12 protein-coding genes are annotated in these 15,745 nt (G+C 43.5%); 4 read left to right on the top strand and 8 right to left on the bottom strand.

The features are described from left to right. Positions 1–234: 234 nt before the first annotated feature. Complete coding sequence (locus LZG74_RS13615; protein ID WP_233797118.1) at positions 235–1,425, top strand: phosphoglycerate kinase; 1,191 nt, start codon at positions 235–237, stop codon at positions 1,423–1,425. Positions 1,426–1,580: 155 nt separating this feature from the next. Here LZG74_RS13615 and LZG74_RS13610 read toward each other — a convergent pair whose 3' ends face one another. Continuing rightward, entirely contained in the window at positions 1,581–4,037 is a 2,457-nt protein-coding gene (locus LZG74_RS13610; protein ID WP_233797117.1) for a TonB-dependent receptor domain-containing protein, read from the bottom strand. Positions 4,038–4,327: 290 nt separating this feature from the next. Beyond that, positions 4,328–4,519 (bottom strand): cold-shock protein, encoded by a 192-nt coding sequence (locus LZG74_RS13605; RefSeq protein ID WP_026628253.1) that lies wholly within the window; start codon positions 4,517–4,519, stop codon positions 4,328–4,330. 178 nt (positions 4,520–4,697) lie between these two features. On the opposite strand from LZG74_RS13605, the gene guaA reads away from it, so the two are divergent. Beyond that, complete coding sequence (gene guaA, locus LZG74_RS13600; protein WP_233797116.1) at positions 4,698–6,227, top strand: glutamine-hydrolyzing GMP synthase; 1,530 nt, start codon at positions 4,698–4,700, stop codon at positions 6,225–6,227. Between the two features lie 56 nt (positions 6,228–6,283). Here guaA and LZG74_RS13595 read toward each other — a convergent pair whose 3' ends face one another. Further along, positions 6,284–6,448 (bottom strand): DUF1328 family protein, encoded by a 165-nt coding sequence (locus LZG74_RS13595; protein WP_026628251.1) that lies wholly within the window; start codon positions 6,446–6,448, stop codon positions 6,284–6,286. Positions 6,449–6,717: 269 nt separating this feature from the next. Between LZG74_RS13595 and LZG74_RS13590 the strand changes: the two genes are divergently transcribed. After that, positions 6,718–8,577 (top strand): M1 family metallopeptidase, encoded by a 1,860-nt coding sequence (locus tag LZG74_RS13590; protein ID WP_233797115.1) that lies wholly within the window; start codon positions 6,718–6,720, stop codon positions 8,575–8,577. Positions 8,578–8,652: 75 nt separating this feature from the next. On the opposite strand, the gene LZG74_RS13585 is transcribed toward LZG74_RS13590, so the two are convergent. The 3 genes from LZG74_RS13585 to LZG74_RS13575 all read right to left on the bottom strand — a co-directional run bounded on the left by LZG74_RS13585 (position 8,653) and on the right by LZG74_RS13575 (position 12,731). Beyond that, a complete protein-coding gene (locus LZG74_RS13585; RefSeq protein WP_233797114.1) occupies positions 8,653–11,220 on the bottom strand; it encodes a DUF5686 and carboxypeptidase regulatory-like domain-containing protein in 2,568 nt (855 codons plus the stop codon). Positions 11,221–11,324: 104 nt separating this feature from the next. Beyond that, positions 11,325–12,032, bottom strand: a complete 708-nt coding sequence (locus tag LZG74_RS13580) for a DsbA family protein (RefSeq protein ID WP_233797113.1) — start codon at positions 12,030–12,032, stop codon at positions 11,325–11,327. 66 nt (positions 12,033–12,098) lie between these two features. After that, positions 12,099–12,731 (bottom strand): NAD(P)H-dependent oxidoreductase, encoded by a 633-nt coding sequence (locus LZG74_RS13575; protein ID WP_233797112.1) that lies wholly within the window; start codon positions 12,729–12,731, stop codon positions 12,099–12,101. Between the two features lie 91 nt (positions 12,732–12,822). Between LZG74_RS13575 and LZG74_RS13570 the strand changes: the two genes are divergently transcribed. Further along, positions 12,823–13,230, top strand: coding sequence for a helix-turn-helix domain-containing protein (locus LZG74_RS13570; RefSeq protein ID WP_233797111.1), 408 nt, complete (start codon positions 12,823–12,825; stop codon positions 13,228–13,230). Here LZG74_RS13570 and asnB read toward each other — a convergent pair. Both asnB and LZG74_RS13560 read right to left on the bottom strand, forming a co-directional pair. Next, the gene (gene asnB, locus LZG74_RS13565) at positions 13,193–15,097 is read right to left on the bottom strand and encodes an asparagine synthase (glutamine-hydrolyzing) (RefSeq protein WP_233797110.1); all 1,905 of its coding nucleotides are present in this window, start codon (positions 15,095–15,097) and stop codon (positions 13,193–13,195) included. The genes LZG74_RS13570 and asnB overlap by 38 nt on opposite strands. A gap of 413 nt (positions 15,098–15,510) precedes the next feature. Further along, positions 15,511–15,745 (bottom strand): class II fructose-bisphosphate aldolase (locus LZG74_RS13560; protein WP_233797109.1); only part of this gene is annotated, 235 nt, incomplete at its 5' end.

Raw genomic sequence — 15,745 nt, 5'->3', positions numbered from 1 at the left:
AATTAAAGTTACCAAAATAAAGCTTTTTGAAGAAAGAAATGCGGCTTAGATTTTACGGTTCTGCATAACTTCTGTGAAAAGGATTAAAATTTTGTTAATTGACGATTTTTTAGAAAAATTGATAGTATAAATTGCATTATACCTATTACAAATACCGCATTTTCTTGATATCATAGTATATAATAAAGAAATTGGATTACATTTGCTGCCTATGGAAAACAATTTTACATGCCCATGACAACATTAGATTCGTACGATTTTTCCGGCAAAAAGGCCCTAGTCCGCGTGGACTTTAATGTTCCGCTTAATGACAAATTCGAGATCACGGACGACACCCGGATCAAAGCAACTATTCCTACTATCAGTAAAATTTTGAATGATGGAGGATCTGTCATTCTGATGTCACACCTGGGACGCCCGAAAGACGGGCCTACTGAAAAATATTCCCTGAAACACCTGGTTAACCCATTGTCTTTGATCCTGGGTAAAACGGTAAAGTTTGCTGATGATTGCATCGGTCAAAGTGCTACGGATCTGGCGGCTTCATTAAATGCAGGTGAGGTTTTGTTATTGGAAAATCTTCGTTTTTATAAAGAAGAAGAAAAAGGGGACGAGGGTTTTGCAGAGAAGCTTTCGAAACTGGGTGATGTGTGGGTAATGGATGCGTTTGGAACGGCTCACCGCGCACACGCTTCTACGGCTGTGATCGGCAAATTCTTTGCGGATAAAGTTTGCGGTTATGTGATGCAGGCTGAACTTGATAACGCGGAGCGTCTTTTGGAGCATTCTGAAAGACCATTCACAGCGATCATGGGCGGGGCCAAAATCTCAGATAAAATATTGATCATCGAGCGACTGATCGACAAGGTGGATAACCTTATCATCGGCGGCGGAATGTCCTATACATTTTCCAAAGCACAAGGTGGAAAGATCGGCAAGTCGCTGTTAGAGGCTGATAAGCAAGATCTTACGCTTGAATTGGTGAAAAAAGCCAAAGAAAAAGGCGTTAACCTCGTATTGCCAGTTGACACTGTGATTGCAGATAAGTTCAGCAATGACGCGCAGCGCAAAGTGGTTGCAGCCGGCGAAATTCCGGACGAGTGGGAAGGCCTTGACATTGGTCCTGAAACCATCAAGATATTCTCCGAAATCATTAAAAACTCGAAAACGGTTCTTTGGAATGGTCCGATGGGTGTTTTTGAATTCGCAAACTTCGCGCAGGGAACCAATGCAATCGCTGAGTCAGTGGTGGCGGTAACGGAAGAAAATGATGCGTTCTCTTTGATCGGCGGTGGTGATTCTGCTTCTGCGATCAACAATGCAGGTTATGGCGATCGCGTGAGCTACGTTTCTACGGGCGGCGGTGCATTGCTTGAATATATGGAAGGCAAAGTGCTTCCTGGTGTTGCTGCATTGGAAGCTTAGGCTTTTGTTTTTGAAATCAGTTTGGTTAAAAAATAAGAAAACCATCTCGCATAGCGCGGGATGGTTTTTCTGCATAACAAACCTAACTAATTTATGAACACGGGTCACAGAACGGATGCCTCGATCGGCGGGTCCGCCCAGACCGGAATTCCAACTTAACTGCCTCCACCGGCACGTTTCTGAAGATCGTCAGAACCCGTATTACGCTGGCGGGCGCCTTTTACATTTTGATTACCAAAATTGTAAGTAAACGTCAGCCTGAACTGGCGGCTCGGCCACTCAGACTTCACTTTAAAATCGATGTCTTTGTAAATCGCAGTTCCATTGAACCGGTTTGTCCAGAAAATGTCGTTTACATTCAGACGGATCGTTCCTTTTTTATTCAAAATGTTCTTTTGCAAACCTGCGTTCAGCATCCCCATCGGGTTCGCAGCATATAATCCGTAGAACGCTCTGCTGTTATACCATCCGGAGATCTCAGCGGACCATCCTTTGCCCAAAGTAAATTGGTTGCTAGCATACATATTCCACGATGCCTGCTTGATTTCCAGCTTTTGATCGAGGTAAATAGAGTTATATGCGTTGTAAACCCCGGTGAAATTCGCTTGTAAGCTCCACCATTTTGTAAATGTGACGGGGAATGAAACGGTCAAGCTTACATTGTCCTGGTTATCAAGGTTATCCGATGTTACAAATGTTTTATTTTCAGAAGCAATCTGTTGAGGAAGCTCATCAGCAATCATGTCCTTAATGCGGCTGTAAGCAAGCGTCGTGTTGATTTTGCTTTTGTAAACGTGGACCAACTGGAATGAATTCGTGTATTGCGGTTTCAGATTCGGGTTACCGCGCTGGAATGTGTAAGGATCCAGATAAAATTCGAACGGGTTAAGCGACTGATAGTTAGGACGATCAATGCGGCGGCTGTAAGAAATATTCAGCACATTGTTCGTGTCGAGTTGCTGCGACAGGAAAACGCTTGGGAAAAGATTGACATAATTCCGATCACGCTTCTGGTTCAATGTCACCGAGTTACCAATGGAATGCGTGTGCTCTGCACGAAGGCCTAATTGATAGCTTAGTTTTTTCGTGATTTTGGCATTGTAGTTCACATAGGCGGCGTTCACGTTTTCGGTGTATTTGAAGCGGTTGGAGCGCGATGGGTCCAGCACCCATTCGTCTGCTTTTGTTTCAAAAATCATATCATTATCGGAAGCTACGAAGCTGGTTTTCAAGCCTGTTTCAAATTTTCCTTTGCCCAATGGCTGCGCGTAATCGAGTTTGGCAACGCCAATGTTAATGTCGGAAGGCATGTTGTTTCTGACTGCTTCACGGCTGCCGGTTTCTTCCTGGCCTTGGGGAGTGAAATAGCGCGTATCCAGGTTGCTTTTCTTGCTGCCGCTGTAATTGACAAAGTCCACATCGAATGTCAGTTCCTTGCCTTTATCGTCAAATTGATGCTTCAAATTGGCGTTGGCGCTCACATTGTTCATTTTGCCACCATTGAAAACATCCGTTCTGAATGTGCGCTGCAGGCTTAAATCTTCATTCAGGATTCTGGTGTTGGTTTGTCCGAATGGATTGCTCCAATTGTTATAAAATCCTGAAACCAGCACTCCAACCGTTGTTTTATCCGTAACAAAGTAATCAGCACCGGCCCTTACATTATAATATTGTGATTTATTGGTGCGCTCTGTTTTTTGATCAAAAATCGTCACCTTATCTTCGAACGGGATCCTTCTATAAATGTCGTTGTTATTGAATCCTTTGTTGAAAAAAGCGCCTCCGCTGATGAATGTGCTTAATTTTCCGGCGCGGTGATTAACAGTTGCCGTGGCGTTGGATCTTCCGTATTTGGCGTAGGCGGCGCCTAAGTTAAGGTTTCCGTTCGTGCCATAATTTTTGTTGCGCTTCATCTTAATGTTGATGATCCCGGAATTTCCGGCAGCGTCGTATTTGGCAGAAGGGTTGGTGATCAGCTCGATTTTTTCGATGTTATCACTGGGCGTGTTGCGCAGGAGCGTGATGAGTTCTTGTTGGGATAGAAAGGTCTGTTTTCCATCAATTTGAACGATTACACCTTCTTTTCCGCGCAATTTCAATTGCTCATTTTGCTGGTCAACCGTTACGCCAGGTGCACGTTCCAGAACTTCCAGCGCCGTGGCACCCGCAGAAACGATGCTATTCTCGACATTCACAACAGTACGGTCAATCTGCTGTTCGATGAATGGTTTTTTAGCAACGACCGTCACTTCATTCAATGCCTGCGTGTCGGTTTTTAGGGAAATGGTGGGAAGTTCAACAGCGTCGTCATTGACATTGAAAGGTGCGCTGTAACTTTTTTGGTAACCGACCATCGAAACCAGCGTCAGGAATTTGCCGGCTGGAACTTGGTCGAATAAAAATTTACCGCCGTCGTCAGCCGCAAGCCCTTTCACCAGGGTGGAATCGCTTGCCTTTAATAATAATACATTGACAAACGGAAAAGGCTGGGCTTTTTCATCCAGGATTGCCCCGGATACTTTTCCCTTGCCGGGAGTGGCGGAAGTGGTTTGTGCCTGCACAAAAGTTCCAGCCAGCAGCAGCGCTACAGTTAGGTTTAATAAGAATTTCATGGCTAATAGATTATGTTCAGTGTCCGGCTTCGGGTGCGTTATTTTCCTTTCCGGTACAGTGTAAAAGTAAGTACTTTGTATAACATAGAACCTTAGATTACATAAGTGGTTTTAATGTTACATAAGCGGATAATGTGTGCCTGTTGTTTGCTTGATAGATACAAAGGGAATAAAGAAAGTTGCATGTGGCGAGAAAAAAAGTTTAAGTGGTAAAATGCCGTTGTGAATGACCAGGGCACAAAAAAAACCGCTTCGAGAAGCGGTTTTTACATTTTTATATTAAGTCCCTATCAGGCAAGCTTAACATTGATCGCGTTAAGCCCTTTACGTCCTTCCTGAAGATCAAAAGTAACGTCGTCATTTTCGCGAACTTCGTCCACAAGACCGGAGATGTGTACAAAGTAGTCCTGTCCTGTTTCTGTGTCTTTAATAAACCCGTAACCTTTTGAGTCATTAAAGAATTTTACTGTTCCTTGATTCATATTAATTATATATTGAAAATTTACGTAAAGGTAATCAGAACGCAGCGTTTGTACAAATTTACATTGAAAAAATTAAAATTTGCCCGCGTATAATGCATTTGTCCGCCAGCAGAATGATTAAATCCGGTTTTTTGATTTGGGCCAATCTCCCTACATTTGCGTTTTAGATAGCATTTATATGACTGAACAAATTCTGATTTTAGATTTTGGTTCGCAATACACTCAGTTAATAGCACGTCGTGTTCGTGAGCTTAATGTTTATTGTGAAATCCATCCTTACAATAATTTCCCCGACCTCACTCCCAACATTAAAGGCGTAATTCTTTCCGGAAGCCCATGTTCCGTTCGGGATACCGACGCACCGCGAATAGATTTGGATCAGTTCCGTAAAATAGTGCCTGTTCTGGGCGTTTGCTACGGTGCGCAATTGCTGGCGCAGGAGCTGGGTGGCGATGTGAAACCTTCGCAGCACCGAGAATATGGCCGCGCCCGTCTGGTTATTGACGATACGGATTCCTCATTGCTGGCCGGATTATCGGAGTCTTCTCAGGTTTGGATGTCACACGGCGATACCATTGTTCGCGCCCCGAACGACTTCCACGTGATCGCTTCGACAGAATCGGTGAAAGTGGCTGCATTCAAAATTGAAAATGAACTTACATACGGCATTCAGTTTCACCCCGAGGTTACGCATACGACCGAAGGTAAGAAGCTGATGTACAATTTTGTAGCCAAAATTTGTGGTTGCAAGCAGGATTGGACAGCAGAATCTTTTGTAGAACAAACCATTGCAAACCTTCGCAAGAAGCTGGGCAATGATAAGGTGGTAATGGCGCTTTCGGGCGGTGTAGATTCTACGGTTGCTGCTACGCTGGTTCACCAGGCCATCGGCTCAAATCTATATTGCATTTTCGTTGATAATGGTCTTTTGCGTAAGGATGAATTCGCGGAAGTGCTTCATTCTTACCAGGATATGGGCTTAAATATCAAAGGTGTTGATTCAAAATCACACTTTTACCAATCCCTAAACGGACTGTCGGAGCCCGAAGCGAAGCGGAAAGCAATTGGCAAATCCTTCATTGATATTTTTGATCAGGAAGCACATTTGATTGAGGAAGTGAAATGGCTGGGACAGGGAACGATCTATCCGGATGTTATTGAGTCGGTTTCTATTAACGGGCCGTCTGCAACGATCAAATCGCACCATAATGTGGGTGGTTTGCCGGATTTCATGAAACTGAAAATCGTTGAGCCGCTGAATACTTTGTTTAAAGATGAAGTAAGGGCTGTGGGCCGGACATTGGGCATTGATGAAAAAATATTAGGCCGTCATCCGTTCCCGGGTCCCGGACTTGCCATTCGTATCTTAGGAGAAATCACTCCGGAGAAAGTAGCGATCTTGCAGGAAGTGGACGCTATTTTTATCGGCGGGCTCCGCAAATGGAATTTATATAAAGACGTCTGGCAGGCAGGCGCTATGCTTTTGCCGGTTCAAAGTGTGGGTGTGATGGGGGATGAGCGGACTTACGAAAGTGTAGTTGCTCTTCGTGCTGTGACCTCGATTGATGGAATGACAGCCGACTGGGCGCATTTGCCATATGATTTCCTTGCTGAGGTTTCCAATGACATTATCAATAGAGTAAAAGGTGTTAACCGCGTGGTTTACGACATTTCGTCGAAGCCGCCGGCAACCATTGAATGGGAATAGCATACAAACGAAAAAAGCGGACAATTGTCCGCTTTTTTAATATTGTTCCGTTATCGTCAGGATCGCCCGACTCCACGGCTAATTAAGCTCAACACAAATAGTACAAGGAATACGAAGAAAAGAATTTTAGCGATTCCAGCTGCTCCGGCAGCAATTCCACCAAAGCCCAATACACCGGCAATAATGGCAACTATCAGAAAAATTACGGTCCATCTTAACATAATTGACAAATGGTTTTAGTTCATAATGAAATATGAAAACAGTTTTACCAATTATGTGCCAAAAGCTGCCGACGCCATAAAACGTTCATCCGCATCGGAATTTTGGCGAAAATAGAAGAATTGTTACTGTTTTTATGGGGAGAATGATGCCCATTTTTACGGTTTTTTCTTTGATGCTTCCGAATATTCTAATGCCTCTCACGTTTTCAATCCTGAGAAAACCGAACAAAACACTTATTTTGCATTATAACAAACCAAAAAGAGTACGAATGAAGTTGAATTTTATCGTGTTGGCAATGACTGCGATCAGCTTGCAGGTTTCAGCACAAAGTGATCGTTGGCAGCAGCGCGTGAAGTATCAGATGGAAGTTGATTTTGACGCCACCAAGCATCAATATAAAGGAAAGCAAAAGCTGATTTACAGCAATAATTCCCCCGACACGCTCCATAAGGTTTTTTACCACTTATACCTGAATGCATTCCAGCCAGGCAGCCAGATGGACGTTCGCTCCCGCACCATCAGCGACCCGGACCCACGTGTAAAAGACCGTATTTCCAAATTAACCCCTTCTGAAATTGGCTACGAAAAAGTGCTTTCGTTGAAGCATAATGGTAAGGCTGTAAAATATGAAGTGGTTGGGACGATCCTGGAAGTGACATTGAACGAAAAGATCCTTCCTAAATCGCAGCATACATTTGAGATGGACTTCGAAGCACAAGTCCCGATTCAGATCCGCCGCACTGGCCGCGACAACGCGGAAGGCATCGATTATTCGATGGCGCAATGGTATCCCAAAATGAGTGAGTATGACTACGAAGGCTGGCATGCGAATCCTTATATAGCCAGGGAATTTTATGGCGTCTGGGGTGATTTTGATGTGAAACTGACCATAGATGCTTCTTATGTCGTGGCGGCGAGTGGTTACCTGCAAAATCCGGATAAGATTGGCCACGGCTACACCCAGAAAGAGGTGAAACACAAGCCCGGCGACAAATTAACCTGGCATTTCCTCGCACCCGAAGTCCATGATTTCATGTGGGCTGCGGATCGTGATTACAAGCATGACGTCATCAAAGTGGATGACAATCTGGATATGCATTTCTTTTATCAAACAGATACCTTAGCCAATGTCTGGAAAGAAATGGAACCGCTTGCTGTGCGTTGTTTCAAGATTATGAATGAGAAGTTTGGGCGCTATCCTTACAAGCAGTATTCGGTAATTCAGGGTGGTGATGGCGGAATGGAGTATGCCATGGCAACATTGATTACCGGGCGTCAGAACCTGGGCGGATTGGTAAGTGTAACGGTTCATGAATCCATTCACAGCTGGTTTCAGCAGATATTAGGCACAAACGAATCCAAATATGCGTGGATGGACGAAGGTTTTACCAGCTATGCGCAGAACATTGTCATGGCTGAATTGTTTCCTTCAAGACTGGATGCTCAGCGGGGAAGCACGGCAGGTTATCGCAATCTGGTAAAGTCAGGTCTGGAAGAACCATTGACCACACATGCCGATCATTTCAACACAAATCGCGCATATAGCACGGCCAGTTATGCCAAAGGCGCAGTTTTCCTTAATCAGCTAGGCTACATTATCGGCAGCCAGAAGTTGGAAAGTGGCATGAAACGCTATTATAACGAGTGGAAATTCAAACATCCTAACCCCAATGATCTGAAACGGATCATGGAAAAAGAATCGGGTCTTGAACTGGATTGGTACTGGGAGGATTTTGTAGGAACAACCAAAACCATTGACTATGGCATTAAAGAGGTTGTATCCAATGCAGCTAAAACAACTGTTGTTTTGGAAAAAATAGGCCAGATGCCTATGCCATTGGATGTTGTGGTAAGTTATAAAGACGGAAGTCAGGAAAACTTCAACATTCCCCTGGAACTCATGCGCGGAGAAAAATCAGAAGCAATGTATTCCAAAACCACATTACTGAATGATTGGGGCTGGACTTATCCGGAATATTCATTTACGATCGACAGAAATCTTGCTGACATTGAAAGGATCGTCATAGATCCAAGTCAGCGAATGGCGGACATTAATCCGGATAACAACTCCTATCCGTCTATATCGAAAGAATTGCCGCGGTTCAAAGCTGATAAAGTCGTAAAGTGATAAAATTGAAGTGGTAAAAAGGGGCTTTCTCAACTGAGAAAGCCCCTTTTTTATGCACATAATTGAATGCCTTTTTTATCGTCCAAACTTAATGGAAGTCCCCACGCGCCAACCCATTCCCTTGAAATGGCTGCCGTGGAACTGGGCGACGGCTTCCAGGCGGATAATGCGAAGGATGTCATCAATTCCATAAACCGCCTCGGTGTAATTGCGGATTGTTGGCACTCTCAGATAATGCAATTGCAGCGTTTCCGAGATGCCTGTGATCCGCAGTGCTTCAATACGGGTAAGCGCAAATCGCTGCGAAGTCCAGGTGGCATGCGCCTGAAAAAACCAGGATGACGTACTGTAACGGTAATATTGCAGCATTCGGAACTGGTCGGGCGGATAGGCATACTGGAAAAAGAACTCATTTCCCATGAAGTGACGGTAATCAGGGAAATACATTTGTTTTGTACTCAAAAAACCGCCGCCATTTACATAATATTCAAGATTACTCCGCGGCCCCAGGCTCAAATTCTGGCGAATGTTTCCTTGCAGCATTGAGTAATCCACATCTCCGGCAAATCCAAGACCAGTTTTATAATTAAGACTAAATGATGGTCCTTTGCTTCTTAAATATCGTTTTTCACCATTCCTGATCAGGTAACGCCGCCACGGACGCACGGTTGCGGTCAGGTCCAGAATAGTTGCATTGTGTATAGCGAAGCCGGTGTTTTGCAATTCCCTGTTTTCTGGGCGGTTGGGTGTGTAATAATATTGACTCCAGAAGAAAATAGGACGCGCACTTTCCTGGTTGAAAAGCTCTTTTCTGTGCTCAAATTCTAATCCTGCATTCAGACTAAAAACATCAGCAATGTTGCGCAGTGAAAACTCGGCCCGGCCATATTGTTTTTGATACAGCTTCATAAAGTTCCGGTCAAAAAACCTGGCCGCAATGCTGTTGGGAAGGGGAGGAATGGGGTTGTTATTGTTGATCTGACTGGCCATTTCTCCACCGGATAGCATAAGATTCCATTTGTCATTGCCAATGTTGGTTGTCAGGTTTCCATAAACCCTTTTGCGCCCGAAAGAATAGCGGACGAGCGGACTAATGCTGAAGCGGTATGACTTGCCCCATTTCTTTTCCCATTCAGTAAGAAAGTTGATAGCATTTCCTTCGACTGTGTTGTAACTGATTGACAGGATCGGGCTTTTGAAGTAGAACGTTCGCCTGTTGCCCAGCGCATAAGTGTTACCTGTAATCAAGTGCAGCGGCCTGAATGCCAGCGAGTCGGGCTTTCTTTTTTCGCGAATCGCATCTTTTACCACTTTAATGCTGTCTTGCAGCACATAACTGGTCACTTCCGATTTTGTCAGTGGGATAGGGCGGAGTGCTTGCCAATAAGTGGTGTCGCGTTTGTTAGCCATAGAGTCGATGATAATCGAATCCTGGCGCACCAGCCGATCGCTGCCGCCTTCCATTTTGCGTTCTTTTTTCTGCTCTTTCTCGTATTCCTTGGTGAGTTTTCGGAAATCCTTGGTCGAGAATTGCTTCTGTTCGCGGATCAATTTTTCAAGATTTTCCTTCCGGTTTGCCTCCTTCACATCTTCCTTTTCGTGATCTGCAATGACAATGTCTTCTTTCAGGCCCGGATCGATATCCAGTTTCTGGTAAGTCAGGGAAACCAGATATTTGAATTCTCCTGCAAAGCCCAAATAACTTCCATTAATGCGAAACTGCTGATTCACAGGAATCCACACATTCTGAACCGGGCTGAAAATCTGTTTGGCAGAAATGTTCAGTCCGCTTGTAGTGGTTTGCAAATCATAGCTGTGAATGGCCCAGCGATCTTCCAAAATGAACAGGCTTCCCTTAAAAACACCTTCCCCATAAGCGCGTGGAATCACTTTTATTTTGTTGACCAATTGGCCCTGATCTTCGAAATAACCTTCATATTCAAATCGATAATAGGCAAATGCCCTAGGAGAGAGCGGGGAGATGGTTCCGGCTATTTCCGGACTGTAAAGGCTTGCTAAAATATATTCGTTGGGAGAGGGAATGCTGTTATCCAGACTGTTTCGTGTCGAAATAATCTTTTGCGTATAACTAGCCGGCCGGCGGTATTTTATTTCAGCAACACTCTCATTAAGAATTGCTTTTCCTTCCTGAACGCCCTCTTTTTTCAATCTTTTTTCAACCAGATATGGAATTTTTGTGGGCAGTGCGGTGCTTCTGGAATAAACTTTTGCCGTGTAGCCGCGTAGTTGTAGCTGATGAAAACGCGCCTTGGCGATAGCCCGCCGCATAATGCTATATGCAGGATCTTCCTTGCCCTTTCCAATAGTCGCTTCACGTAGGTTAAGCGCCTGTTCTTCGAGGACTACATTCAGTTCTGTAAAGTCGTTGCCGACTGTTACATTTTTTGAAACACTTTTGAATCCCAAAAACTGAAATATGACCTCGTAACTTCCTGGTAGTAAGGTAAATTCGTATTCACCTTCTTCATTGGCCATGGTTCCGTTGCTCGTGCCTTTTACGGCAATGCCGGCATAGGAAAGTGCTTCTCCTTTTGCATTAGAGATGCGGCCTTTTATTCCGCCTGCGATTAACTGCGACTGTAAGCCAATACATAATATGATCAGGAGCAACGCAACACGCATAGAGGTAAATCGTCAATTTTTGCAATAAGCACAAATTAGATGAAATTTCTGATTTGTGCCCTTGCTGACTCTTCTCTATAACCGTACCAAGCTGCCGTTACGCCTTAATCACATTGACCATCGACCGTGCAGTTTGCGCCGTCGGCCAGGGAAACCAATGGTTCGGGGTTTGTTTTCTCCCATTCGGAGAATGATTTTTCCAAAGCGCCTAAGAATGTTTCCGGCTGCTGGGCACCAGAAACAGCGTATTTTCTGTCCAAAACAAAGAAAGGAACGCCGCGTGCGCCAACTTGCTGTGCTTCGTAAATATCTTTTCGAACCTCATCACTGAATTTTGATCCTTCCAGGACAGATTTCAATTCTTCCGTATCAAGTCCAATTTGAGTTCCCAAATCAAGCAATGTTGCATGATCTGCGGTGTTCTTGCCATCCGTAAAATAAGCTTTGAATAACTGCTCTTCTGCGTCGTCGCCCTTGCCTTTTGTTTTTGCATACTGAACAAAGCGATGCGCATCGAAGGAATTTGCAACCACAGCTTTATCCATATTGTACTCCAATCCCACCTCAGCGGCAATCGAACTCACATGGTCGTTCATCTGCGCCGCATAATCCGGCGACCAGCCTTTCACCTCCGCCAGATAATCGTTGATGCTTTTTCCCGGCTCCGTTTTCATAGCCGGATTGAGCTGAAAACTTTTCCATTCAACCTGGATCTTATCCTTCTGAGGGAATTGTTCAAGTGCTTTTTCAAATTTCCTTTTGCCGATATAACAAAAAGGGCACATTACGTCACTCCATATTTCAACTTTCATAATTTCAGTGGGTTAGTGTTCAAATGTTAATCTTTTCACGCAGGGTTGGTGCTGAAAAGAGGTCTATTAAAGCGATATAAAAAGCTCTTCATGCGATCTTCTTACCTTTTTTGCGTTGGACAAAACGTCATTTTCGCTATCTCGGTAACCCAACGTCATAATGACAACACTTTTTAATCCTTTTTCGGTCAGACCAAGAATCTCATCCAGTTTAGCATTGTTAAAACCTTCCATAGGAGTCGCGTCCACGTGCTCCGTCGCTGCCGCAACCAATGCATGTCCAAGCGCAATGTAGGCCTGACGTGCCGCCCAGTTGAAATTAACTTCCTCAGAGCGACTCAGTATGCCACCGGTGACACTTTCCTGAAATTTAGAAAGCGACTCAACTGAAACGCCACGGGTCGTTGCGATCAGGTTCATGTAATCGGTGATTTGCTGTGCCGTGATTTTCTCCCATGCAGCAAAAACCAGTAAGTGTGAGGCCTCAGGAATTTGCTGCTGAGGAGCAGCTTCCTTGAAAATCCTATCTTTCGTATCCTGATCGCTGATCACAACAATGTTATAAGGTTGCAGTCCCACCGAGGATGGTGATAACTTAATGGCTTCCAGGATTGTATCTAGTTTTTCTTGCGGAACTATCTGGCCGTTCATTCTTTTTGCAGCATATCTCCAATTCAGATCTTCTATCAGGTTATTCATTTTCTTTTGTTTAAATTTGATATGCAAACTTAAATAAATAAGCTATACATTTGTAAGTACTATACCAAAGTATAGCGGAATTAGTTCAGTCATGGAAAGATCAGAAATAGAGACTACAACGAAAAAGACAGCGCATACGCACGAAGAATGCACGAAAAGCATCCTGCCCGTCCGCGACGCCTTGGAAGTGTTAAGTGGAAAATGGAAGCTGCAGATCATCATTTCCCTGCTCTTCGGCAACAAACGCTTTTCCCAAATTGCCAAAGAGATCCCCGGGATTACCGATAAAATGTTATCAAAGGAATTACGTGATCTGGAAGCTAATTGTTTGGTAAAAAGGACAGTTTATGATTCAATCCCGGTGGTTGTGGAATATAAATTAACTGAGTATGGGCATACATTGAAGCCTGTAATTGAGGTGTTAAGGAAGTGGGGAATGGCGCATAGAGAGCGGATTATGGTCAATCCATCCACTTCTCATACCACATCTGAAACATAAGTAGATACCATATTTTATGTGCAAATTCCTTTTTTCCGGAGAAAAATCCTTCTCTTAGTTTTTGTACAGCAGGAAGACGGAAAATTCCCTGACTGGCTATATTATCGTCACTTAAATAATATAGTACTTGATTTTTTAAGTCGGTCGACAGCCAATTTGCAGTAGGTATCTGGAATCCCATTTTGGGGCGGTCCATTAGTTCTTTCGGAATATGTTTGTAAACGATTTCCTTTAAAATGTATTTTTTGACTCCATTACTATACTTATAGTTATCAGGCAATCGAGCAGCCCATTCAATAATACGATGATCAATAAACGGTTCCCTGCTTTCAAGACTAAATGCCATAGACGCCCTATCTACTTTTTGTAAAACATCATCCAACAAAAAAGTCTGATAGTCTACGGCCATCATATAAGCCAGTGGAGAATAAAAATTTTTGGAAAGCTCGTCACTGGTGTAATAGGTTTCAAGCGCATTCACGTTTGTATTCAGTAATGCACTGATTTGTGCCTCATCAAATTGTCGGCTAATGCTGAGCATCATATTTTCGGCAGATGGGTCTTTCAGCAGGGACTTAAATTTTTCGTACCTGTCATGAAAGTTGTACTTATTTTTCATAAAAGGGATGTAGTCCGCAGAAATCAAGTTCATGATATCGGAAACACCCTTTCTGGCGAAACCTGGAATGCGATTAAGTGCATTGCCATATTTCATAATATACTCATACCGCGTATAACCGGCAAAAACCTCATCTCCGCCATCCGCACTTAAAGCCACTGTCACCTGATCGGACGTCATTTTGCATAAAAACATGGTTGGAATGGCGCTTTGATCGCCAAACGGCTCATCATAGTAGTAGGGTAGTTCCGAAATTAATTCCAGGGCTTCTTTTTGCGTGCAGCTATATTCATGATGCTCTGTGCCAAGATGATCGGCCACACTTTTTGCATATTCCGACTCGTTCAAGCCAATATCCGGAACGCCTATGGTAAACGTTTTGAGTTTTTCATTGCGATCCTTCTGTAAGATAGCGGTGAGGCAGGCACTATCATATCCGCCGCTAAGAAATACACCGACAGGAACGTCAGACACCATCCTGTATTCAAATGCGGATTTTAATATTTTCTCTGTTTCTGTTTTTGCCTCTTCAAAGGAAATATCCAGTTTCGGTTTATTATAAGCACTATAAACGTCCCAGTATTTGACAATATCGAGCGCTCTGGAATCAATGTTCAATTTGAGATAATGTCCTGGCCGTAACTTATAGGCGTAGTTAAAAATACAATGAGGTGTTGGCACATGGCCATGCTGCATGAATGCGGCAACTGCATCAAAGTTGATTTCCTTTTTAAACTGTGGGTGCTTATGAAACGCCTTTAATTCGGAAGCAAACAAAAACAGGCCGTCATGCCAATAGTAGAAGAAAGGTTTAATTCCTGCCCTGTCTCTAACGCAGTGTATTGTCCGGGCTTTCGCATCGTAAATTACGAAAGCAAACATTCCAATAAACTTGTCTACACATGAAATTCCCCATTGCTGGAATGCGTGTAAAATAACCTCGGTATCGGAATGGCCTGTAAAATGATGCCCAAGTAAGAGCAGCTCTTCTTTAATATTTTGATAATTATAAATTTCGCCATTAAACACAATCCAAAGGTCGCCGAATTGCATTGGTTGTATTCCGGAATCTGATAAATCAATGATAGCCAGGCGCTGATGGCCCATTCCTATTTGTACACCAGCAGAATCGAATATTTGATGCCCGGATGCGTCGGGTCCTCGATGATGTAGTTCTTTGGTTATTTTTATTAAAGTTTCTTGTGATGATCCTTGTTTGTAATCTATAAATCCTGCAATACCGCACATACTGTCCGACTGAAATTAAAAAATTATTAATGATACATGCTTAGAGGAGGGTTTACCCATTTCAAATTATGCGTTCAGCATGACGGAATGGCAAAAGCTCTCTGTCCTGTTTATATGATTGCGTTGAGCTGGATGCAGAAGGTTCCATTCCTGGGACACGATTCTGGGAATTTGGTTGCAATCTAGCAGATGCTATGTGAACTTTGTATAAAAGCGACATTTATTTAACCTTTTAATAATACTATTTATTAAAAGGTTAGTCCTGGAATGGGAACGGAGCTTTGCGAGCAGCAGTGAGTGCCTTATTCAACTTTAATATCTGGAATAGAACAGGCCGCAATAATGATTTTAGTGAACACAAAAAAAGCAACCCTCACAGGTTGCTTTTCAATACCAACAAAACTCAGCTAAAATTACCCTAGCTGGTTAATGCAATTCAAATCTTCAAACGCCACTTTCAGACGTTGGATCATGCTTTCTTCGCCTTTGCGTAGCCATACGCGGGGGTCGTAGTATTTTTTGTTTGGCGAATCGGGGCCATTTGGGTTACCCAATTGCGTTTGCAGGAAGCCTTCGTTTTCTTTGTAATATTTCAGAAGACCTTCCCAGGTTGACCATTGCATATCAGTGTCAATGTTCATTTTGATA

The organism is Dyadobacter sp. CY327 (assembly GCF_021390415.1).
Classification (GTDB): domain Bacteria; phylum Bacteroidota; class Bacteroidia; order Cytophagales; family Spirosomataceae; genus Dyadobacter; species Dyadobacter chenhuakuii.
This window is presented reverse-complemented; position numbering and strand designations above follow the sequence as displayed.